The 22,759-nt window shown below is 58.6% G+C and carries 15 protein-coding genes and 1 pseudogene; 12 read left to right on the forward strand and 4 right to left on the reverse strand.

What is annotated here, in order from left to right:
- Positions 1-555 precede the first annotated feature (555 nt).
- The 7 genes and pseudogenes from CBM2586_RS11490 to CBM2586_RS11520 all read left to right on the forward strand — a co-directional run bounded on the left by CBM2586_RS11490 (position 556) and on the right by CBM2586_RS11520 (position 8,831).
- Positions 556-1,734: a hypothetical protein gene (locus CBM2586_RS11490; RefSeq protein WP_115687595.1), complete on the forward strand. Its 1,179-nt coding sequence runs from the start codon at positions 556-558 to the stop codon at positions 1,732-1,734.
- A gap of 833 nt (positions 1,735-2,567) precedes the next feature.
- Positions 2,568-3,302 carry a Crp/Fnr family transcriptional regulator gene (locus tag CBM2586_RS11495; protein WP_115661543.1) on the forward strand — a complete coding sequence of 245 codons (735 nt, stop codon included), beginning with the start codon at positions 2,568-2,570 and terminating at the stop codon, positions 3,300-3,302.
- A 791-nt stretch (positions 3,303-4,093) separates the two neighbouring features.
- Entirely contained in the window at positions 4,094-4,330 is a 237-nt protein-coding gene (locus tag CBM2586_RS11500) for a hypothetical protein (RefSeq protein WP_115687597.1), read from the forward strand.
- A 437-nt stretch (positions 4,331-4,767) separates the two neighbouring features.
- The gene (locus CBM2586_RS32040) at positions 4,768-5,955 is read left to right on the forward strand and encodes a hypothetical protein (protein WP_240991466.1); all 1,188 of its coding nucleotides are present in this window, start codon (positions 4,768-4,770) and stop codon (positions 5,953-5,955) included.
- Positions 5,921-7,419: pseudogene (istA, locus tag CBM2586_RS11510) on the forward strand (IS21 family transposase). The gene CBM2586_RS32040 and the pseudogene istA overlap by 35 nt, the downstream one beginning before the upstream one ends.
- Positions 7,416-8,252 carry an IS21-like element helper ATPase IstB gene (istB, locus tag CBM2586_RS11515; RefSeq protein ID WP_012354406.1) on the forward strand — a complete coding sequence of 279 codons (837 nt, stop codon included), beginning with the start codon at positions 7,416-7,418 and terminating at the stop codon, positions 8,250-8,252. Before istA ends, istB begins: the two are co-directional and overlap by 4 nt.
- Before the next feature lie 63 nt (positions 8,253-8,315).
- Entirely contained in the window at positions 8,316-8,831 is a 516-nt protein-coding gene (locus CBM2586_RS11520) for a hypothetical protein (protein WP_145987398.1), read from the forward strand.
- Between the two features lie 723 nt (positions 8,832-9,554).
- Here the strand turns inward: CBM2586_RS11520 and CBM2586_RS11525 are convergent.
- A complete protein-coding gene (locus CBM2586_RS11525; protein ID WP_115687599.1) occupies positions 9,555-9,806 on the reverse strand; it encodes a hypothetical protein in 252 nt (83 codons plus the stop codon).
- 481 nt (positions 9,807-10,287) lie between these two features.
- Between CBM2586_RS11525 and CBM2586_RS11530 the strand changes: the two genes are divergently transcribed.
- From CBM2586_RS11530 to CBM2586_RS11550, 5 genes are all read left to right on the forward strand, one after another.
- On the forward strand, positions 10,288-10,722 hold the full coding sequence (locus tag CBM2586_RS11530; protein ID WP_145987399.1) for a hypothetical protein: 435 nt from the start codon (positions 10,288-10,290) through the stop codon (positions 10,720-10,722).
- A 41-nt stretch (positions 10,723-10,763) separates the two neighbouring features.
- The gene (locus CBM2586_RS11535) at positions 10,764-11,057 is read left to right on the forward strand and encodes a hypothetical protein (RefSeq protein WP_115687603.1); all 294 of its coding nucleotides are present in this window, start codon (positions 10,764-10,766) and stop codon (positions 11,055-11,057) included.
- Positions 11,058-11,082: 25 nt separating this feature from the next.
- Entirely contained in the window at positions 11,083-11,274 is a 192-nt protein-coding gene (locus tag CBM2586_RS11540) for a hypothetical protein (RefSeq protein WP_115687605.1), read from the forward strand.
- 903 nt (positions 11,275-12,177) lie between these two features.
- Entirely contained in the window at positions 12,178-12,468 is a 291-nt protein-coding gene (locus tag CBM2586_RS11545) for a hypothetical protein (protein WP_115687607.1), read from the forward strand.
- A gap of 1,019 nt (positions 12,469-13,487) precedes the next feature.
- Positions 13,488-14,279, forward strand: a complete 792-nt coding sequence (locus CBM2586_RS11550; protein WP_115687609.1) for an NYN domain-containing protein — start codon at positions 13,488-13,490, stop codon at positions 14,277-14,279.
- Positions 14,280-14,392: 113 nt separating this feature from the next.
- On the opposite strand, the gene CBM2586_RS11555 is transcribed toward CBM2586_RS11550, so the two are convergent.
- The 3 genes from CBM2586_RS11555 to CBM2586_RS11565 form a co-directional block, all read right to left on the reverse strand.
- Positions 14,393-15,265, reverse strand: coding sequence for a hypothetical protein (locus CBM2586_RS11555; protein WP_240988084.1), 873 nt, complete (start codon positions 15,263-15,265; stop codon positions 14,393-14,395).
- Between the two features lie 504 nt (positions 15,266-15,769).
- The gene (locus tag CBM2586_RS11560; protein ID WP_115687613.1) at positions 15,770-18,910 is read right to left on the reverse strand and encodes a sacsin N-terminal ATP-binding-like domain-containing protein; all 3,141 of its coding nucleotides are present in this window, start codon (positions 18,908-18,910) and stop codon (positions 15,770-15,772) included.
- On the reverse strand, positions 18,907-22,494 hold the full coding sequence (locus CBM2586_RS11565; RefSeq protein WP_115688743.1) for a DEAD/DEAH box helicase: 3,588 nt from the start codon (positions 22,492-22,494) through the stop codon (positions 18,907-18,909). The genes CBM2586_RS11560 and CBM2586_RS11565 overlap by 4 nt, the downstream gene beginning before the upstream one ends.
- Positions 22,495-22,759 lie beyond the last annotated feature (265 nt).

The raw sequence follows: 22,759 nt of genomic DNA on the forward strand, positions 1-22,759 counted from the left end.
GAGAGGCACCAACGGTGCCTGCTGCCAAGCCGACGGTGAGCAATCTACCGAATCGCCTTCGACTTCAAACTTGCCCCAACCGAGGGCGGCTTGCCGCGGGCCAGTTACGCGCATGCTAGGGATGGTGTTTCGATTCTGATTCTATTGTTGGGATCGGCCTACGTCAAAATTGCCCTTCCCACCCACTGCCGATCATGCTGTTTCACCGGCGACCTTCGAGAGTAGGCACGATGCTTGGCGCCTTGTACACGTTGCCCTTCTGCTGGTGGTCCCGATGCTGCTATGGGTTCCTTCCTCGAGTGCAACTGCACTACACTTTTCTTATCCTGGAGCGCTGCAGAGGAAAGCCAATTTCGCCCTCAGGCCCTGAGCGGCGGCGTGAAGCACAGGCGCTCACTATTAGCGCCAAGGGCTGGCGGGGAGGAGACGCATGGGCGGCTTTGGCGGACGCGGCGGGCTTCGCTAGAAGCTGGCAAAACTAGACGCTCCGCCCTCGGCAGATCAATAAGCATTTGCTGAAATGTCGGCGGGCAAGCATTCGTTGGAGCTCCCACCATGGCGAAGGATCAGTTGCGCGGCAACCACGAAGCCAAGAGGCACACCATATTCTGGATCAAAAGCCCGGCGTGGGATTTCGTTTGGGTGCTGAACTCACTATGGTTAGCCCCCCTGATTCTTCTGCTGGCCTGGGGCCATGACGACGTGCGCGCCAGCCCGGTGGACGGGCTGTTCTTTGCCTTCGCGGTACCGCTATGGTTCGGTCACCGCGTCTCATCGGCCTGGTTGGCCTATGCAACCCCGGCCTACCGGCCCCTGCTCGCCAGGCAGCGGTTGCGCTTCGTAGTGGCGCCGTTGGCTATCGCCGTGGCCTGCTTCGCCCTGCTTCTGGCTCCCGAGAGCGCGCTGACCATGCCGCTGACTGAGCGCGTGGTCTGGTTGGCCGTGCTGGACTACCTGCTGGTGAGCCACCATTTCGCCGCGCAACATTTCGGGCTGCTTAGCCTCTATCGCGCGCGCGCCGGACGAAAGTCTGACGCGGCCACGCGACGGCTTGATCGGTGGTTCGCGCTCGTCGTGGGCGGCGGATTCGTTGTACTGGCAGAGGCCCTGGCCGGATCGGTCGCCTTCCAGGATCGCTGGATCGACCCACTGCTGGGTGAGGGTTGGACGGATGTGTTCGCGCGCACGTTGCACGATGGCGGCATCGCCTTCGTCGTCATCCTAACCGCTCTGATGCTCTACGCGGAATTGCGCTCGCAGCGCGCCTCGCCGCCGCGCATGGCCTACGTGCTCGGCGTCTCGTCCATGGTGCTCTTCGCCTTCCTCGCGCGCGACCCCTTCTTGTTCGTTGTGCTGTGGAGCGTGCAGCATTGGAGCGCGGCAATGGGGCTCGCCTCGCTTACGGCTTCCGGTGGAGACCAGGCGCCAGCCACGCACTGGCTACGGTTGCTGGCGCCTGTCAATCGACGCGGCTGGGCAGTGCTGCTGGTGCTCGCAGTCGTCTCCGCCTTGCTGCTACCCGTGCTGGAGGTAGAGGCCGTGACCGAAGAATACGCCTATGCCGATCGCCTCTTCGGCGATGCGGCGCGCTGGCTGCGCTCCTCACCTTTTGTGCCAGCGCTGCTGGCGCTGGGCTTCGCGACTGGATTCATCCACTATTTGCTGGATCGCGCTGTGTTCCGCTTCTCCTCGCCCGATGTCAGGCAGGCCGCCCGCGCGTTGTTGCAGCCCTGACTATTGACGATGAATGCGATAACGGAGACGCAGAGGTTCCTCACATCTGAGCAGATCGCAGCGCGCAGCGCGCAGCGCGCAGCGCGCCAGCCTAGAGACCTTGTGTGGGCTGACACTAGCTTCCATTGGTTCGTCCGTGGCCAGGACTTCAACCGGAGCTTCGGCCACGGCTTCAGCGGTCGCGTCCGAGGACATGGCTTCAATGGGCGCTACCGGCGCGTCAGATTCAGTCAACGCTTCCGAGGCGGCAGCTTCCCTCGATTCTTCCGGTGCCACGTCTTCCGTTGAAGCGTCCGGGGCTGAGTAAGACCGCCGGCGCCGATATGACACGGTCGCCGTCGGGCCGCTATCCCAGCTTGTCGAGCAGAAGTCCAAGCGTTGGGAGTGTCAACACTGCCACTACCGACGCCTGCACCACTGGCTTCACCAATGGCGGGATCCGCGTCGCGCATCGCCTGAGCGATGGGAAGCTCCATCTGACCAAGTCCGTTCGTATCGCATTGCTCCCGGAGCATCCTGTCATCGCCATAGGCCGCCAGACCGCCGCAGTCCCGGAGAAACATGCCTTTGCGGATTCCGCTTAACCACGCGAAAAAAGATTTCACTTCCGTACCGGGACGGCATGCATAGAATGTTCCCATCATAAAATTCGGGCATGATGGAGAAATGAAATGAAACGGGCCAGTTGCACGGCAAGCCGACTCAAGATGCCGGGAGCCGAACCTGCCTTGGACCCGCGCAACTACCCGCACTATCTCCCTGCCGCCCAGGCGCCCGCGTGCAACTTTACCGGTCGACCGGTATCCCCCTAGCCCGACACCCGGACTCGCGTCATGATCGCCTCCGAACCGGCTTGCCACCGCTGCATGCTGCAACCGGTGTGCGGCGCCAGTTCCCATGCCAACGGCCCGGAGGCGAAAATCATCCAGCCCATACAGCGCTCGGTAGGCGCCGGCGAGGCGCTATATCGCCAAGGGCAGCTGGCACGCATGGTTTTTGCCGTGCGCGCCGGTGCCGCCAAGCTGGTGTACGAGGCTGCGTCAGGATGGCAGCAATTGATCGACTACGCCTTCGGCGGTGAAGTGCTGGCCCTCGGCCTGGACCATGAGCGCGCGCTCTACCAGGAAAGCGCCGTGGCCCTGCAGACGACCGTGGTGTGCGTGGTTCCAGCCGAAAGCTGGCGAGCTGCGCAGACCCATGCCTCGATCAGGGATGCCGGGCAGGCAGCCTTGCAACGCGCCGACATGCGCCGCCGCAACCTGCTGGTCGTACTCGGCCAGCTCAACAGCCCCCAACGCCTGGCGATGCTGCTGCTGGACCTGCACGCCGAATCGATCAGCCGTGCGCGCACGCCGCCCATCGTATTGCCGTTTTCCCGTGCCGACATGGCGAGCTACCTGGGCCTGACGGTGGAAACCGTTTCGCGCCTGCTGCACCGCTTTGCCAGTGCGGGCCTGATACAGGTTAACCACAGACTGGTCCATATCATTGACCCGGCAGGTCTGGAGCAGGTGCTGACTGACGATGAAAGCTTGCCGGACGTCAGACTCGCACCACGGGGAAGATAATGCCAGGACGGTAACAGCCGCCGTCTCGCCTGAAGCAGGCCGGGACAGCGGCGCCAGGGCACGGCGCCGTGATCCGCCGTCGGCGGCTGGCCGTGCCTGGCTACACCACCAGCCCGTGCACGAAGGCGTAGCGGTAGAGCCCCACACCGCCTGGCGAATCGCGTTGAGCGTAAAACACTAAACTTCGATACACCGGCTGAACGATTCCATCAAGCTGTTGCGTTGACCGGCTGAATCTGCAGTCGACAACTGCCTATCGGTCTTGTCAGGAATTTCGCAAACCGGCCCCAGGTCTGTTCGCTTGGCAAATGAATTATCGTTTCGGGATGAATAGGGGGAGCTGCGGCTCGGGCAAGAGGCTTGGCAACCCGGCCACCGCGATTCGAGCGCTGTGGCACCCGGCTTTCAGTGCCGCAGTCTGCCTTGATTACCAGGTGGCTACTGGTCACACCGTGCCAGCCCGGAATCTCCGAAAGCTCCGGCGAGGCCGATAGCTCGGCAAATTGCCGGCGCCCGCCCGCCACCGCTTCGGGCTTGCCTGCCCCTCGCCCGCGCCCTACGCTTCTCGCCTCACACCCGCCCGCGCTCGCCGTTCCTGCTCGCGCCGCTCCATAGGCTGATGGTAGGCCAGTCCGTCAGACTAGGTTGCGCACGGCGCTCGACGTGCGGACAGCCAGCAGCGAGCATCGATGCCCGCCAGTCAGACACAAGACGGTGGGCGCAGGCCCTTGAGCTTACCCTACGCGTTATGATCTGGCGGAAGACGACACAGTCGAGGCGACGCGCAATACATGAGCAATACACCGCTACCACCGCTCGGGGACGAGCAACTCCGCAAGCTGCACAAGCTGGTGCAGTCACTCAAGAAGCTAGGCTACAGCAAGACTGAAGTCGTGGAGTACATGCGCCGCCACTTCCCGCCCGACCCAGCCCCGGACGCACCAGAAACGAAGGGACCGACGGATCGGACGTTCCCGAGCCGGCAGCAAATCAACGAGACACCGAAGGGCGGCGAGCTGCCCGAGTAGCGCCGTCGACTGAGCTTCAGCCCTGTCCCTGAAGATAACGGCCACTGGCCTAGCGGGGGCGCCCCCTTTGCTGAAGCTCGCTCACCGCCGTTACCCGGGCGTTACCCGAAAAAGAAACGCGGGCTTGCAGACAGCGACGAATCGCCCGCAAACCCGCGTCAGTATTGGTGGGCCTCCCATGAGTCGAACACGGCACCAACGGATTATGAGTAGTGCCGTTGTTGCAACACCTCTATCGCCGGCACGCATTTAAGCACGGAAAGCACATATAAATCCTTGATTCAATGTACTTTTTCTGGTGCACTGCTTTCCACACACCGCGTAGAGCACCAAAATGCCGTGGAAAATTTCCACGTCTATTCAGAACTTTCGCTTTATACGGCACGCGAGTTGTGGAAAAATGATGGAAAACATTTTCCACTTTTCGTCACCTGCCCGTGATTTTGCCAGCGTCCGATACGAAGCGCACTTTCTCAACCAAGCGCGAGTTGCTCTCGCTCGCAGCACCCGCAGACCGCCCTTACATCGAATATGCCCACGCGACTCAAGCAGGCTTTCTCGTGCGCGTGATGAAAGCGGATAGGGACGGCCGCGTGCGCCGTTCATACGTACATCGGTACAAGGACGAAGTCCCCGATGGCGCCGGCGGGATGACCAAGAAAGACCGAAAAGAGGTTCTCGGGCTTGTCGAGCCCCTTGAAAAAGGCGACGTAGCCCTGCCATACGAGGAAGCACTCGCTACGGTACTGAATGCGCGCAAGGCCCTGCGTCAGGCTAAGGCATCCGGAGCAGAAGGTCGTACATCCACTCGGCTAACGGTCGAAGCGGCATGGTCTCACTACGACCTGGTAAAACCGACCAATAAAAGTGCGACAAAGATAAAGGAGTCAGACCAGTACGAGCGGTACCTTTCTCACCTGCGCCATCGTTTCCTCGATGAGCTGGATTTGAGGTTCTGGCTTCAGTACGTCCGAGACCTCAAGACGGGCACGCTCGTGGTGGGACAACGCCCGCGCGCCGGCGGGTCAGGCGAGATGGAGCCGGAGACCCGCGGGCCGCTGGCCAACGCGACGCTTATCGGCGTCATGAACACCGCCGCCAATTTGTACATCATCGCGGACAAGCTGGGCGGCCTGGGCCCAGACATGAGGGGGAAAAACCCTGCACGCGATGCGCGCAAAGAAGTCGGTACGCCAAACAAGCGGACTGGGCACATCCCTCTCTCGCTCCTAGGCAAAGCCTGGAACGCGTCCGACCAGCTGTGCTCGCCGTGGTGGCGCGACCTTTGGCGCATGTATGTGCTGACGGGACTGAGGTACAGCTTGATGACTGAGCTGCGCTTCGATGAAATTGATTTCGAGCGCGGCGTGTACAAAGTGAGCCCTCACAAAAAGGGCACAAAGCGCCGGGGTCGCGACCTTGCGGAGAATGCTCTGGGCGGCGACAATCATTTTGTCCGGCGTAGCGACAAACATCTTGGCCGGTGGCGGGAACTCGGAGGCGGCGTAGCCGCCGGAGAGTTTCCGCCACCGGCGGCGCCGAGTTGGCCGGGTTCTACGATGGCTGATCGCATCAATAAGCGGTCAGTCCATGTCTGGAACCCGTATTACCGACCAACAGGTTAGCCTCTACATGTCCAAACGCAAACAGCATACCCAGGAGATTGCCGCTGCCAAGGCCGGCATCAGTGTGCGCAGTGCCCGGCGTATCGAACGTGATAGCCAACTGCCTTCGCAGAAGCCCGCCGTTACTGGCGCTCGCGGCCCGATCCATTCGTCGAGGTCTGGGACACCGAGGTCGTGCCGATGCTTGCTAGCGAGCCGCGCCTGCAAGCCATCACCATTCTGCGCAAGCTCCAGGACGACCATCCCGACCAATACCCTGACAGCATGCGCCGCACGCTCGAACGGCGCATCAGCAAGTGGCGGGCTGTGTCTGGACCGGCCAAAGAAGTCTTCTTCCCACAGGAACACGCGCCGGGGATCCGGGCACTGTCGGACTTCACCGATATGCAGGCGCTGGGCATCACCATCTCCGGCGTTCCATTCCCTCACCGCCTGTATCACTTCGTGTTCGCGTTCTCGCGCTGGGAGTACGCCCAAGTGGTTGAAGGCGGAGAGAGCTTCGAGGCGCTGTCCTCGGGCTTGCAGAACGCGCTCTGGCAGGCCGGCGGCTGCCCGCGAGAACATCGCACCGACAGCCTCTCGGCGGCGTTCAAGAACCTGAAGGAGCAGGAGGACTTCACAACGCGCTACGAAGCCCTGCTGGACCACTATGGGATGACCGGCACCCGTAACAACCGCGGCCTGGGCCACGAGAACGGCAGTGTGGAATCATCCCACCGCTATCTGAAGGAGGCTGTCGACCAGGCACTGATGCTGCGCGGCCACCGGGACTTCGAGGATCGAGCCGCCTATGAGGCGCTCCTGCGCGAGGTCGTGATGCGTCGTAACCGGCGTCATGCAGCGGCGTTCCGTCTCGAGCGCGAGCAGTTGACGGACCTGCCTCCCCGGCGCACGACGGACTTTGCCGAAGAGGAAGCGCGTGTCACCCGTTGCAGCACATTCACCGTGCGCGGCATCCTCTACAGCGCGCCGTCCCGCCTGATTGGTCACCGTCTGAAGGTGCGTGTGTACGGCGACCGACTGGACTGCTACCTGTCCGGAGCCATGGTGTTCAGCACTCCTCGGGGCTCCCACGCCGCGCACAGCACCCGCCGCGCTATCGACTATCGGCACTTCATTGAGGGGCTCAAACGTAAGCCGCAGGCCTTCAAGGGCCTGGCGTTCCGGGACGATCTGTTCCCTCGGGAGGCCTATCGGCGAACCTGGGAGCAGCTTGATGCCCGGCTGTCGCAACGCGACGCGTGCAAGACGATGGTTGGCCTGCTTGAGCTGGCGGCCATGGACGGTATCGAAGCCGTGCTGGCCGTGCGCCTGGAAGCCATGTTGGGCGATGGTGATCTGCCGGATCTGGAAGCGCTGCGCGAGGAGTTCTCGCCGCGGCAAGCCGATCACCCCGTCATCCATGTCCAGATGCCGGCGACCAGTTGCTACGACGCCCTGCTGGGCCAGGGGGTCGCAGCATGAACGCGCCGCTCCCAATTGATGCCGCCCGCCTGACGTTGATGCTCAACGAACTGCGCCTGCCCACCATTGGCCGGCTCTGGCCAGAGTTCGCACAGCGCGCCGACAAGGAAAGCTGGCAGGCAACCCGGCTGCTTGGCGCCTTGCTCGAACACGAACTGGCCGAACGGGCCAAGCGGCGTATCGAACGACACCGAACCGAATCCCGCCTGGATCCAACCAAGACGCTGGCTGCCTTCGACTTCAGTGCTGTGCCCATGGTCTCCAAGGCGCACGTGATGGCACTGGCGAGCGGTGATTCCTGGCTGGAGAAAGGTGCCAATGTGTTGATCTTCGGCCCGCCGGGCGGTGGGAAGAGCCACCTCGGATCGGCCATCGGGCATGCCCTGATCGACGCTGGGTACAGGGTACTGTTCACGCGTACCAGCGAGATCGTCCAGAAGCTGCAGGCAGCCAGGCAGAGCCTGCAGTTACCTGCAGCCCTGGCCAAGCTCGACCGCTTTGACCTGATCATCCTGGACGACCTGTCGTACGCCCGCAAGGACCAGGCCGAAACCAGTGTCCTATTCGAACTGATCGCCGAGCGCTATGAGCGGCGCAGTCTGCTGATCACGGCCAACCAGCCGTTCTCAGGCTGGGACAACGTGTTCCCTGACCCCGGCATGACCATCGCCGCGATTGACCGACTCGTCCACCATTCGACGATCTTTGAAATGAACGTCGAAAGCTACCGTCGGCGCACCGCAAGCGACAAGCAGTCTGCTCGCCGACGACAATCATCCAGCGACAACGACAATCACCGCGACATCGATAACGGAGCGACAACCATGACCTAACACTCACCGACAATCATCCCGGCCAACCGGCCAAAATGATTGTCGCTGGACCGGCCGTCCTGCTTGACGCTATCTAATGCTCCGCATATCGTCATCCCTCTCTCTACCGTCGCCCTGGAGATTCTTGCACGCCGACGTCAGTTCGCCCCGGACCCCTCCGGCCCCGTCTGGTTTGCACCGGCGCGTACGCGTGGCAGAAAGACGCGTGAGATTGCACTGCTCTCTGACCCACGCGCATCCTGGACTCTCATCGAAGAGGCAATCGGCGGCCTGCATTTCACCCCACATGACAATCGAAGGACGTTTGCCACTGTAGGCTCTGTCGCTGCAGACGATGTCTTTGCTGTATCGCTGCTGATGATGCACTCGGGCGGTACGCTAGCAAAGGCAGCTGGCATCCCAGATATTACTGTCGATTACATCGCTACCGCTGAAGCGCAAGACAAGATGCGAGCGGCGGCAGAGGCTATCGCACAGCACGTGTTGAAGCTGGCGAAAAACGCTGCGAATGGAGTCGCTTACGCTGGCAAAGAGCCCGTACTGCCACCAGCGCTTGAAGCCGCGGCGCAGGAAGCGTGACCCGACTCGTCGATTTTGACGTCAAAATCTCTCAACACGTCGGCGACCACGCTACCGCCGACTGCACGCCTACGAAGGCTTAATGCGGCCAGCGGGACTCAAGACAACTCCCACTAAAAGCTGCACTAACCCATACTCGGCAGCGATGCAATTATTTTGACGTAAAAATCCCCTACTTCACGATTTTGACGTCAAAATCGTTCTATGCACTTTCGCATAAACCTGCATTTAAATCATGACCAGTACCCCCCCACTTCTGTCCCCTCCGATTTCCCGCGCGCTAAAATTATTAGCGCTTTAACCGGAGTGCAGCCTAAGATTGCCGTTACAAAGGTTGGGGATAAATATGAACAGCCCACGGTCTCTGACGAAGAGCACCAACAGCGCTGGGAAAGCTGTGAAGACCTCGCGCATCAGCTCCGCGACTACTGTCTTCGCAAGGGGCGTGAGAATCTCACCTGGACACGCGAGTACAACCTCAACCGCACGCGCCGCGGTCTCGAATCCAAAGTTCGGTCTGGAGTTTGGGACTATTCAGACGCAGAGGTCGCCTGGGTAATGGAGCGAATTGAGGCGCTGCTTGGCTAAGGGGCCGGATTTTGACGTCAAAATCGAGGTCCGGTGGTGGCGGAAAAATCTTGAGGTCCGGCGGCCTCGATGTCGGACCTCAGTCTACTGCGAAATTGACGCCAGCGCTGCACTATGAGCACCTCAAGGCCACGCTCAGCGAGAGACAGGCGGCGGGCTGACCTTTTTCACCCTCGTAGCGAGTAGCGTGCTCGATACGAGGAAGCGTCGTGCGTCGTCGTCGCCAGCGGTTTTATACGCCTCTAACTGAGTGCGGTGGTCTTCTGCGAATGCCTCGCAGACCTTCAAAACACCGGACAGCCCGTCCTCCGCAAGGCCTTTGCGCATCGCCGCGATGACGGCCTCCATCACCTTCTCTTCCATCCTCGCAGTCACCGGGTCACTCATCTGGGTTCTCCCAAATTCCTCATTATCGGCACCGCGCGGCCCACCTTGAGGGCTTGACGCCATACCCGCTTGACGCGGGCCGCAGCGCGCGGGTTTCTGGGCCGCCATGACCCCACAAAGAACCCTACAAAGAACCCTACAAAAGCCCCTACCAGGTATTGGCACTTCGCTAGGCTGGGCGCGGGTTTCTGGGCCGCCATGACCCCACAAAGAACCCTACAAACAACCCTACACCAGCCCCTCCAAACTGCTTCGCCTCTGTCAGCGCAAGCACGATTAGAGTATTTCCTCTAATAAATATTTTCTTTTGCAAATCAAGTACTTATTTGTGTGCAATCGCTCTGCAGGGAGTTAATTGCGTTTTTATGGCGCTTTAACGCGAGTTGGTGCGAGGCCTCCCGATTTGTGGTGCCTAGACGGTTTAACAGCAGCAAAACACAACGCTGCTGTGAACACCACAACGACACCAGCGAGACAACAAATGACAACTCGAATCTGCAAATTTTGCCACCCATATGCTTCCCGCACGACGCTCCTGTCCGAGTTCGGTGAGTGGAATGCGGAACGAGGCATCGGACTCGTCGAGCATTATTTCCAGAAGGCAGCCAAGGAACACGGCTCCACTGTGGCACTCATGACGTGGACTGGCGAGCTGTATATCGACATCGAGGATGAGCCGGATGAGCTGAATTTTGACCACTATAACGAGTGGCTCGACGAGGCTTTCGAAGCGGCTGGCGAAGATTGGAGAGAGGAGCGCGACGAGTACTACGCAAGCACGCGGCACTTCGACATCGGCGTGTATCGGCCTCTGTGCGGCGCAAAGTATTCCCGGGGCAGCGAGTACCTGACGGACCGCACTGATGTCTCTTGCAAACGCTGCTTGAAGTCGCTCGCAAAACAAGAACACAACTGACACCAACGCCCCCCCTCGCCGGGGGCCTCTGGAGACAAAACATGATGCAAGCAATCGAAGAACCCCTGGCCACCAGCGCTATCACCGTGCAGCGCTTTGAAGCCCTTTGCGAGCAAAAGGGCGTGACGTGGGAAGTACACTGGTTCTGGCGCGAACGCCGCAAAGATGGACGTCTGCTGCTGCGCCGGGAAGACGGACGCGCCGTATTCTCGAAAGAGTACGAGCGCTCCACCAGCCTGTGGACTGGCAGTGATAAGTATTTGCGCTGCATGCGCACTGGCAGCCCCCGACATCTCGCTTTTCAAGCGGCCGTGGACTTCCTGCAAAACAACTAAGACTCTTCGCAGGAGTACAACAGCAATGAACGCTCTCACACATCAAACACCGCGCCCGACAGTCACCCGCATCTGCGGCGGCATCAGCGACACCCTCATCGACGAACTCGAGGACCTTGGCGACCCCTTCATGGAAACGCCACACAGCTATCAGATCAAGGCACCGCCGCGCTCACGCCGGCTCCCCGGTGGCATCTCTGACACGCTGCTGAACTGATAACAACACCGGGGCGGGTATCCCCCGCCCCCACCCTGACCACAACGGAGCCTTCCATGCACATCGCACCTTTCCGCCTCCCTCTCGAGCGACGTCCGTACCGCAGCTGCCACTGCTCGCAAAGCCGGCTTTGACCTCATCCGTGACGGCGGCGCGTGGGTCCTGCGTCAGCACCACCAGCTATTTGTCGGCACCACCGTTGCTCGCAGGGGCTTCTCGACGGAGAGCACTGATGTAGGGCGCTTCAAAGACCTCAGGCCAGTCCGTGCGCTTCTGATATGCCTTTCCGTGGCCGATACGCCCCCGCTCGACGCGGGGGCTAAAGCGTCTCTCTAAATATGAGGCTTTTTGACAAAGCCAGCAAAGCGCGGTACTTTAATCAAAACAAATTCGCAGGGGTCTCAGCATGGAAGCACAACTCATTTTCGTTGCTATTATCGTCACCGGGCTCATCCGCTTTATTTTTCCGGAAACCTTCGGCAACGGTCACGACTAAAGCCACCGCGCTCGACGCGCGCTGCTACCAGAACACCCAAGGCCCCGCCATATGCGGGGCTTTTTCATTTGCCACGATGCAGCTGTCGCTGCCGCAAGCGTCTTTGCCGGGGAGCCGGAGCGTCCTTATGCCATCCAAGGCATTTTGCCGGCATCTATATGAAAAACTATTCTAAAACGCAGGCCCGAATTCTGGCCATTTTGCAGGAGGCAGTTTTATCAGGGTGCTTATACAGAGTATGACAGCAAGAAATTGTTGTCATCGGGCCGACGGGCTCGTTAACCAACCCCCTTGGCGTCGACTCTCCGCCAAGGGGCGGATGGTGACAACAAGGACATTCTCGAGAGTGAAAAACGGAAAAAGTTCAAGCGTTTATCCTCGCGCTGCCCGTCGTCGTTCAGCTGCTGTTGCTCGCATTGTTTATCGCTTTTGCGCAAAAATGCACCCACGAAATCCTACTGCTGCGCAGCGCCGGTTACCTTAAAGTGCTTCCCATGCTCACAATGAGCACGGCGTGGAGTGTCATCAGCTACGAGCTGGTCGCAGATACCCTTCATGCGGCAGGGATTTGGATTGTCGTGATGTATGCGCAGCTATTTTACGCACAGATGACGCACTCTATGAAAGAGCGCGCTAAGCGCAAAAAGTCTATTGCCGCGGCTATCGACAAGTTTTTTGAGAACAAGGACAAGCAATAACCCCCTGACTCTTGATTCAAAGGCCCACTTCGGTGGGCTTTTTCTTTGCTCGAGATAATCTGCAAGCAAGCGTCGTTCAATCCACTATTCGTTGTATATTAGACAACAGTTGTTGTGTATAGCACAACAAGAAGTGCATTCACGCCTCCTCTATGACCGTCTCTCCGGAAAGTACAGCGCTATTGCCTCTAGGTACTTTTTATAACGTCCGCGTGGCCGACCCGGTTTTCATTTATTTATATTAAAAAGCCGCGGCATTAGTTTTTACGAGACAACAAAGACAAAAATACTCTCGCAATTGACTGCCCCACATAATCTTCCTGAGCGCACCCTTGCTGCCGTCCAGGCGGCTTCGCTTGAGCCCACTTTCCTGGCCACCATCGTGGTCGAAGACATCGACCGCATGCGCCTCGCGTATGGCCGAGGACCGCCGGCTTTTCAACGAGCACTCGGACGACCCGTGGGGCTTTCGCTCTGACCGCCACCGCGGGGACGAGGCCACTCAGGCCAAGACGTGGGCTGATGGCTGCCTTGGCGAGGCCGTCATTGGCCGCGTCCTGCGCAGCCTTGGTAACAGGGCCCTGAAGCTGAGCCGGCCTGTCGAGTGGGTCCCCTCCACGGACCCTGGAGCAGAGATGCTCCGTTGCCCCCTTGGCCCCGGGGCTTTTTTACGCCAGGGTCCGGCCTCGAAAAATGCCACGGGTCCGGCTCAAGAGCTTCATGAGGTTTCATGGAACATGAGAAGTTTCACTTTCGATGAAACTCTAAGGCTTGCTGGGTTGGCCAGAATGCGCTGTCGCGCATACGTGCTGAGACTATGCAGGCGTACTCAAAGCAAGCGCCCATAGAAGTACCGCTAGCTCGGGCGGCCTGAGACATTGACAGTCATTCTCATCAGACTAGGACATCCCCCTTGCCGGGGCGTTCCATGTCTCCTCCATCATTTGCGAGCGTCAACGCAGTTACAGTCGTCGGATATGCATTATGCTTGAGCCTCCGTAGACTTTTCGAGCCACGTGATGGTATCTCCCAGAATTGTCGCCAAAATCGAAACCGAAGAACGGGCTTTGCACCTTGCTGTTCTCATAGACGCCGACAATGCCCAAGCGGCCGTTATTGAAGGGATTCTTGCGGAAATCGCGCGATTCGGCGAAGCGTCCGTGAAACGCATTTATGGTGACTTCACCTCTCCAAACAGTTCGTCCTGGAAGAAGGTGCTGCACAAGTACGCCATCAAGCCAGTGCAGCAGTTCGCCTATACGACCGGAAAGAACGCGACAGATAGTACGCTCATCATTGATGCTATGGACTTGCTATATACCCGACGGTTCGATGGGTTCTGTCTTGTGACCAGCGACAGCGATTTTACGGGTCTGGCAACACGCATACGCGAAGAGGGGCTAATGGTGTTTGGCTTTGGGGAACAGAAAACTCCGGATGCCTTTCGTAACGCTTGTCACAAGTTCGTTCTCACCGAAGTGCTTCGCCCCACTCAAGTAGAAGGTGTCACAGCCTCGAGGCAAGAAGCTGTCTCAATCGCGCCTCAGTCGACTACTGCTGTCCCTCCGAATTCCACGTTCCCAAGGGAATTCATGCTCTCTGCCCTCGAGCAATCGTCCGACGAGAGTGGCTGGGCACATCTTGGAACGTTCGGTAGCTACCTGACAAAATTGCAGCCAGATTTCGACTCCCGGCTCTACGGTTTCAGAAAACTCTCGGACTTGGTCAGGGCAAAGGGAGATATTTTCGTCACGGAAGACCGTGCAGTACCTGGTCAGTCCCAAAAACAACTCTATCTAAAGCCGAGATAGCTATCCGCATACCCCGCCGTGCGAACTAGGTCTGCAGGCACTGCCCTGTTTCAGCGGGGTATCCGACAGCCTCGGTAACTGCTCACCGAGAAACGGAAGTTCTCGGGAGGTTGCTAACGCTCCTCCGGAGCCTTCCACGAGCGAAAGCGCTCAAGTGCATCGACGCTGCCAATGAGTTCATGAGCTCGTCTTAGCCGTTCAAGCATCTCGTTCTGTTCGTCTGCGCTCAAGTCTTCCAATCTGCGTTTTGCATCAGAGAAGAAATCGGCCAAGCGCCTCGACTGGGCCCAGCCTTCAATGATTTGAAGGAGCTCCTCCGTACTGTCCTTAAGTGCCTTCGCCGCTCGCTTTTCCGCTTCCTCTCGGCGCCATTGCTCCTGTTGAGCTTCCCAGCGTTGACGTTCAAGCTCAGCCTGGCGCTCGCCCTCAGCAGCTAACCCAGCGACTTCGGAGGCCGACTGCCGCAGTTCCTTCACAATGACTGGAATGAGACCCGTAATGTCCCGGCTCGGCGTTTCCCGCCATTGCTTACTCCATTCTGCGCGCCAGTATGGAGAGTACGCCTGCAAGCAAAGGCGGCCGCTAGGCAAATCTTGTTTGCTGTTCCATCCATGGTCGGACACGTAGCGCCCTCGCTTCGGATGTACGTACTCGCTGAGCCGCACGTATTCACCGTTGACATATCTCGCCTCAACCTGTTCGGACATCTCAAAAATCGTGAGGCCGATGGCAACCGTACCGATGTAGACAACCGTGCAGCGTCCCGGTGACCATCGGTCACGGTAGCTATGGTCCTTCCGAGGTACTTCCCGCTCATCAAAGTCCCTTCGCGCGAGATGCTCACCATGAGGTGCGATGACAACGCGATAGCCGTCGTCCTCCAAAGCGAGGAACAGTTCATTTCCGAACGAAAGGGCCTTATCAAGGCCGGTCTTGGTGGCGACTATATCAACAAGCAACCTCTTTCTTGGCTTGAGGTATCCCACTCCATAAGCCGTCCTGCCTTCTTCGAAAATCGCATTGGCCCCGGCTATTAGGGCGTGCTCCGTGTTAGTCCGCTTGACGCGCGTGGCCCGCCGTTTGGGGGTGTCTGACGGTGGCTTTGGCAGCGGATGCCTAGATTCCCACTGAGCGTCGCCCCGAGCCCACGCAAGTTCGTCCCCTGGGCGAGCATCGGGCAGGTTCGGGTTCGGCGACGCCTTTCCAACAGCCAACTTCGCCCAATATCCGCGCGCTGGACGCGGGACATTGAGTAACGTGCATACTCTGGCCAGGTAGCTGGACGACACTCCGAAACGAGCTGCTACTTTCAGCATCGGTTCAGCCCAGACCAGTTCATAGAGCGATTCGCGACTGACTACACCGGCAGAGGCCTCGATAGGCTTACCCTGGGACCTCGTGCCATCACGGCTATCATTCTCGTGCATACATGAAATCCGAATCGAACTTTGCGCTAGCCTGAGCCCTTCTTATACCGAGAGCGCATCCACCTAGGCCACGTCACTCTCAAATGATTCCAAACATGCACGGGCATCTGCCAAGTGCATCTGCGTGAAGTACACGGTAGTCTCGGTCCCCCCAAGCGCAAGCTCGACTTCGTTGCCAGCCGCAGTAACGACAACCTCGTGCATGGCATTGCGTTGGGCGTTAGCATGCTGGTATGCGGCGGCATGATTCGGGCAGAGCGCGAGATACCCCTCGCGAAATCGCTTTGGAGCGCCTGCAACTATCTCGACCGCCTCAAAGTAGTAAGAGCCATTAGGAAGCTTGAACGGCAGTTCCTTCTTACAAGCTTGGCAAATCATCTGACCACTTGAGTTTGTGTATTGGTCAATCAAATATAATTTCGCCTCTGCCTTCGCCGCCTCAACACCGAGTTGGACGTAACGCTGCTTGAGCATTGACTCCTTTTCCGGGGTCGATTTCGCCTGTTCCCCTACACGCCCAGCACGAAAATCAGCGTTCCGTACAGGACGCTCTGGCAGTTCAATAGTTTGCTCTGTTTGGTGCCGGGTACTGGACAACATCCGAAGTTGCTCGTCTTCGGGCAGCTTTGAGAACTCCAAGGCCCGTAGATAGTCTTCATCAGTCTCAAAACCGAGCTCTGCACGCTTCGCTGCCCTTGCCGCCGAGTCGGCGCTTCGCTTCCTCTCATCTGCGCCGAACTCAACCTGCTTAAGCCATTGGTAGCCGGCATCAACGGCGAAGCCCTCTGGCAGCCTTGCAGCTGTGGCCTGACGAGGTGATACGAAGGTACCATCCCTCTGCGGGACCCACGCTAGTCTCCGAAGCCAATCAATGAGTTGCGAGTCAGCATAGTGGGCACCATTACTCTCATTCTTGCGATAGCAAGCCTGCAATACGCGACTGCTCGCGTTGCACATAGCTGCCCACACCAACCTCGAGCCTTCAATTGTGTTCTTCTTCAACATGCCTTGAGCTCGCTTGGTTAGGGTGTAGTCGCGGTTAATAGGCGACGTATACCTCTCACCAGGAGCCTGAATCAAATAATTGAACTTTGCGTTCCCTTGACAGTTCGTTTCAACGTAGAGTTCGCGGAATTCTTGCTCGACACCCGCCAATTCGGCAAACTTGACCAGCTTGTCGATTGCTATCTGCTGGTTCTTGTACCAGTTACTTAGTGGCCACCTTCTATCCTTATCATCCCGAATGGAGTCGTAAAAAGTACGAAGCCCGGTCGCGAGGAATGGTGCGTCTATGTAAGCATCCCTCGCCTGGCCCCATTCGAACTCCGATGAATCAATACGGAATAGGTACGCCTCAGCCAACATCTCCCGGCACTGAGGATTCTTCTCCGCGAAAGCCATGAGTCGCTTGAGGTCAGCAACATACACCTTGTCAGACGGCGCGTCTCCCTCAGGCCCATAGCGCGCCTGGAGGAGCAGAGTGAGTTCTTCAAGCTCCCCCGGAACCTTGACCCCAATGTTGGCAAGGAACTTCCTTGCCTCAGACTGCTGTGCCTTCTTGGCCCCCACCGTGAGCACCTCTTCGTCCACGCGCGGCAGAGGGTCCTTCGCATCGGTTGCGCCGGTCTGAAAGTACGCGTTCTTCGGCAAGCTATAAGTGCCGTTGACCAGCCGAACAATTTGGGTCTCATCCAGCGAGAAGAAGTCGCCTTCGTCCTCGCAGTACTTGTTCAGAACGGCATACAGCGCCTGATGCCATTCAGGCGATTTTTCGCTCAACCACTTCATAACCGCCGGGTCCACGCGTACATTCAGCCAGTAGTAAGGGGAAACGCGTGCTCTTGCCTCAAAGAAGTCTTTGAGGTCCTCGGCATCCCAAGTGAGGATGTCCAGGCTGGCGAGGAACTTGTCCTGGTTCTGGTTCTTCTGAGTTACCCCAATCGCCCATGACGGCTTGTCTTGCCGGTCAGTCAGAAAGGCAAGGTCTTCATCGGACAGCAAAGCTTTGATTGCCGCCCGGGACTGCCAGAGGCGGGAGCCCGGTGCATACCCGCCGGCATATGTGGGCACAAGCGCCTGCGACCTCATCTCCTGCACGATGGCCGTGCGAATCACCGTGTAGCGGTCAGCTAGCGCGTCGTCGTTGTTCGGGAGGACTGCAAGAAATTCACCTGTAAGCAGCCCCACGTCTCTTATGGCATGCAGGGACCGAGCGCTCAGCTTCGCGAGTTGCTCGATAAGCGGTATGTTTTCAGGGGAGTTCTTGATGCTTGCTCTGCTGAGTTCCGGGATAAACGGTGCGTGCAGGTGAAACCGAAGGCCCGATGTCTCTTTCTCTGCCGGGAAGAACACCGAAACCTTGCCCTCGACGGCCGGGGCGATTCGCAACTGCTCTGCTATCGGCTTGGCAGGGTCGAAGGTACGCTGCTCACCACGGAAGGCCAGCTCAAACGCGATAGCGACCTTTTGCCGTTCAACACCGTCAACGGGAGCTGTGAACTGATGGACGTTCTCAACAGAGGCTGCAAAACGCAGCCAGTGAGAGCTTTGCACGTCTAGTCCGTCGACTTGCTTGAGCACCTCAATGTGTGACGGCGAATGCTCGTGCCGAAAGACTGCGCCCTCTTGAGTTCCAAGCTTCCAGCGAATGAACTGAAGGTTGTTCAGAAACAACAGCGTTGTCTCCGACAGCTGCTCCAAGCCGGACTTGACCTCCGCGTAGGCCTCATTGACGTTCTTTTTGGGATTGTTGAAGGGCAACTCGAAGCGAGTCCTGTCGCCTAACCCAGGCCGCTGCGGCACAGCCTGGGGCATCACCAGCTTGATAATTTTGAAGCTGTAGTCCCGAGAGTAGATAATGGGCGTCTCGGTATAGACAAACACCGATTTGAACCCAACACCGAACTTGCCGATGCGGTCGGGGTTGTTCTTTTTGCTGCTGTTATGGATGCCGGTGATGGCACGGATATCAACTTCATTAAAGTGCCTAGTACCGTTGTGCTCGAAGTAGCAGGCATGAGGCCGGAGTTCAAACATGACCTCCGTAGCGCCGGCGTCTTCGGCATTCTGCAGGAGCTCATAGATAAAGTGGGCTTCGTCAGGGTAGAAGTCTTCAAAAATACTGAGGTTGATGTCCCCCTGATTCGCTTCCATCCCATCAAGGAAACGCTGGCGTTGCTCAGCAAGGTTCTTTAGGAAGCTCATGCCGGCCTCCTGATTTCCAGAACGCCAAATACAGCGGGCGTGGCTCGGATATCACCGCTTTCCGCTGCCCGACGCATGGCGGCAAGCCGTATGTCAAGGTCGACCTGTGCGCGCTCAAGCTCCGCTTGCTTCATCACGCGAATCTTGTCGTTCGTCGCGCGACCAATCTGCTCTTCCAGCAAGGCCTTTCGAGCGGTGAAGCTGGCCGTCAGGCTTTGAATACGCACACCGACGAACTGCCGGTTGTCCTCCGCATGTTGCGTCGACTTGGCTAGCCACAGCTCATGATGAACGCCGTCGAGGTCGTCCCAGGTTTTCGGCGACGGCGCCGTGATGTCGGCCGCGTCTGTAGCGTTTTGCAGTAACTCCAGCAGTGCCTCGGCTACGGATGCGTCTCCGGCCACGGGAACGAGCTCCTCGTCGCGCTTCACTCCCTGGCGATACCAGCGGTAGAGGGCAAACGGGTGCCTGCCGGCAGGCAGACTTTCATGCATAGCCAGCAACCTTACGCTGACCGCCTCGGGCTCCTGAAGGAAGGCCGCAACCTGACGGAGCAACGGGTGTCCCAGGGAGAGCAACACCGCTGATGGATTGTCCACGGCACACTCCTGTTCAAAGGTGACCTGCAACGTCGGCGTTGTACCCTTGAGCCACTTCTCCCAACTGCGATGCATCGGGTCAGTTGAGCGTGGCAGCTTACGGAAGTCCTCCAGCAGTGTGGCGCGAGCTTCTTGGCTCAGACGCAATGTCTTGAGGGGCTTGTCACCAAGTAGGAAGTCTTGCTCCTTGCCAAGACGTCTGCTCAAGTAGGAAGCCACTGCCTCGCTGAGGGCGTGGGGCTCGAGCCAGTGATTGCGAGACTTCGCGAGCCGCTCCTCCCAGCTGGCTGCGGGGATGTTGAGTCCAAACAGCTCACCCTGTCGCTCCTCCAGCCGCTGCTCTTCCTCTACTTGCCGAATTTTGTTGTCCGACAGCTGCTGAAGTCGCTGCGCCCGGTCGTCTTCGCTCAGGTTGAAGTTCTCGGCAATGTTGTGCAACTCCCTCGTGATGTCGCCCAAAATTTCCTCGTTCCCGCCAATGGCGTGCTGAAACACCCCGATGCGAGACAGACAGCGTTCATAGATTTCTGCGTCAATAGTCCCAGGCGTGACCAGGTTGAAGATGGCAACCGCTTCACTCTTTTGCCCATAGCGGTCGATACGCCCGATGCGCTGCTCGATTCGCATCGGGTTCCACGGCAAGTCGAAGTTGATGAGGCAGTCGCAGAACTGGAAGTCGAGACCTTCGCATCCGACCTCCGAGGACAGGAGGATATCGATTGCGTCCGCTTCTTCCTTGGGCAGGGAAAAGCGACGACGCAGCGTTGCACGGTCGTCATCGGAGATGCCACCATGGACCAAGCCGAAGCGAATATCAGCAGCCGTCAACTTGCCAACCAGGTAACGGAGCGTGTGCCGGAAGGTACTGAAGACCAAGACCTTGTTACGCGGCATGTCCAGCTTGCCGGTGACCACCCGCATGAAGGCATCAGCCTTAGGGTCCTTCGGGTCCAGTCGTTTGGCTCGCTCGACCAGCGATTCAATATCTCCGCGAATCTGGTCTACGAAGTCGAAGGAGCGCTCTTCAATATCTTCGCCGTCATCCTCAGCTTCAAGGCGGGCCAGTTTTCCCTGGAGGATATCTTCGAGAGCCGGAGCCAAGCCGTAGAGACTGCTCGCCGCTTGGCGGCTGACCGTGGTCATCATGAATTTGACGTTCTGGTTACCATGCAGCCGCGCTAACATGCGCGCAATGACCGAGAGCAGGTCGTCGTGGAGGGCCTTCTGGCTTGGGGTGAAGTCGGTGGTGACCGTCTCTGCCTTCCGAGTCGTGAACTCACCGATGTCGCGACGCCTAGTGCGATTGATGAGCGAGCTGAAGGTATAGAGTTCTTCCAGGGCCTGGATAGTCTTGATGCGAGCAATGCCATCCTCAGGACCCTCCGCTAGGCCGTCGTAGATATGCTGAAACCCTGGGTTCACTGCGAGCACCTCGCGTCCCCAGGTCGTGCCGGCAACGCGACGAAGCTGCTCGCGCACTTCCGAGGTCCAACTTGAACCTCCTCGTCTGCAGGCCTGAATGCCGGCGTTGACGAACTGATTCGGCTCAGCCATCTGGTTGAAGCTGGCCGGGTCAATGATGACATCAGGCCGCAGAACGTTAAGCAACGTGTAGAGGTCTTCGCGGCCCAGCTGCACCGGGGTTGCCGACAGGAACACTACGGCTTCCGCGTTGTCTGCAAAGTAGCGCACTGCCTGGTGCAAGAAGGTGTCGGCATTGCGGATGTGATGTGCCTCGTCGACGATGACTAGGTCGAACTTGGGCGAAGGGTCCAAGTCCAGCAGGCCCGCGTCTCTTGACTTCCCCTTGCCCGACTTGCCAAGGAGCAACTCGTTGTCAAACAGCGAAGTCGGCAAAATGGCCTTCTCGTACTGGGCGGGCCACTCTCCGCTGAGGTGCGTTTCCTTAATGCAGTGGCGGAGCAGCGACCCGTCTAGCGGAACGAAGTGTTCGTCGAAGCGCTTCATTTCCAGCTCCCACTTGCGCTCAGCTACCAGAGCCTTCGGGCAAATGATAAGGACGGACTTAATGTCACTGCGGGCCTGCAACTCCTTGAGGATGAGCCCGGCCTCGATGGTCTTACCCACACCAACCTCGTCGGCAATGAGCAAACGGGGGCGGTCGGCTCGAATGAGCTTGAAGACCGGCCGATACTGGTACGGAACGAAGCGAACACGACCTGAGTTCAGGGAATACAAACTCGACGCCGACGGCGAAGACAACTGCACGGCGCTGAGCATTGCCGACAGTTCGGTGGCACTCAGGACCTTACGGCTGTCTGCTGGCTCATCCAGGGCTTGGAGCTGGCTCTCGTAGTAGACTTGTCTCGCGCCATTCTCGAAAACCCTGTATCGAGTCTCCGCCGTCCCTGTACCGGGCATGATTTCGAGCGCTGGGAATACGGCGCTTGGGTTAGAGCGTAGGCAAAGCAACTGTCCTACCGTGAACTTGTGGGCGGGCGCCGATGCTGTTCCGACTGCGGGTGCCCCGGTGGACGAACCGCCTGAAGCTGGACCCCGCGTGGGCGCGGCTGATGACGCCGACGGCGTTGCCGCCATCTTCGCAAGGGCCGCCTTCTTGAACTCTTCAACCCGAGCCATAAGCTCGTCATCACCACCGACAATTTCGAGGAGTCGCGCTAGTGTGTCGGCATCGCGAAAGGCGTCATTGGGGCCAAGACCGCTCGCAGGCGCGTGAGCCCATCGGTTACGCACGCTCTGCATTTCTTTAACCCAGGTTCTGGCCTCCCTCGGGAGCGGCTGAGAGCCGGCCAATTCCGACCAGTTCTGGTCGAGCACTCGCAGTACCGCAGCAAAATCCAGACCGGAAAGCGACCGGATGCGCCTTTCCTCAACAAGTCGCTGCTGCTGAAATGTCAGACGGTTGACTACATTGTCAACCCACCACTTGGGGCCGAGCAAGGGAAGCTTAGCCTCCAACCACCGTGATATCACACCTCCAGATGTCTGCAACAGCTCGTTCATCCCGCCCCCCTGAAAGAAGAATGTTGTCACTGCGCCTGCTACCGGGCTATTGTCACTGTGTATTTTTTTATGTCACTAAGCAAGAGAATCGTGGTCCGTTTGCTAACTGACTAGCGCCTCGGCCTATGCGTCCAATATCCCCTTCCCTTCTCGACGACGAAGCATGGATGCCACCTGGGGGAATGTCTCGATTGGCACGCGATGGGTACAGGCCATACCGTCTTTGTCGACACCCATACATACATACTCGTACGAGCCAAAGAGA

Origin of the sequence: Cupriavidus taiwanensis, assembly GCF_900250115.1 — a bacterium.
In the GTDB taxonomy this organism is placed as follows: Bacteria; Pseudomonadota; Gammaproteobacteria; order Burkholderiales; family Burkholderiaceae; genus Cupriavidus; species Cupriavidus taiwanensis_B.

Bases quoted from the DNA above. Each gene is read 5' to 3' on its own strand.
- CBM2586_RS11565 (WP_115688743.1), bottom strand. From the start codon at position 22,494: ATGAACGAGCTGTTGCAGACATCTGGAGGTGTGATATCACGGTGGTTG.
- CBM2586_RS11540 (WP_115687605.1), top strand. From the start codon at position 11,083: ATGAACGCTCTCACACATCAAACACCGCGCCCGACAGTCACCCGCATC.
- istB (WP_012354406.1), top strand. From the start codon at position 7,416: ATGAACGCGCCGCTCCCAATTGATGCCGCCCGCCTGACGTTGATGCTC.
- CBM2586_RS11490 (WP_115687595.1), top strand. From the start codon at position 556: ATGGCGAAGGATCAGTTGCGCGGCAACCACGAAGCCAAGAGGCACACC.
- CBM2586_RS11560 (WP_115687613.1), bottom strand. From the start codon at position 18,910: ATGAGCTTCCTAAAGAACCTTGCTGAGCAACGCCAGCGTTTCCTTGAT.
- CBM2586_RS11530 (WP_145987399.1), top strand. From the start codon at position 10,288: ATGACAACTCGAATCTGCAAATTTTGCCACCCATATGCTTCCCGCACG.
- CBM2586_RS11550 (WP_115687609.1), top strand. From the start codon at position 13,488: ATGGTATCTCCCAGAATTGTCGCCAAAATCGAAACCGAAGAACGGGCT.
- CBM2586_RS11535 (WP_115687603.1), top strand. From the start codon at position 10,764: ATGATGCAAGCAATCGAAGAACCCCTGGCCACCAGCGCTATCACCGTG.
- CBM2586_RS11500 (WP_115687597.1), top strand. From the start codon at position 4,094: ATGAGCAATACACCGCTACCACCGCTCGGGGACGAGCAACTCCGCAAG.
- CBM2586_RS11495 (WP_115661543.1), top strand. From the start codon at position 2,568: ATGATCGCCTCCGAACCGGCTTGCCACCGCTGCATGCTGCAACCGGTG.
- CBM2586_RS11525 (WP_115687599.1), bottom strand. From the start codon at position 9,806: ATGAGTGACCCGGTGACTGCGAGGATGGAAGAGAAGGTGATGGAGGCC.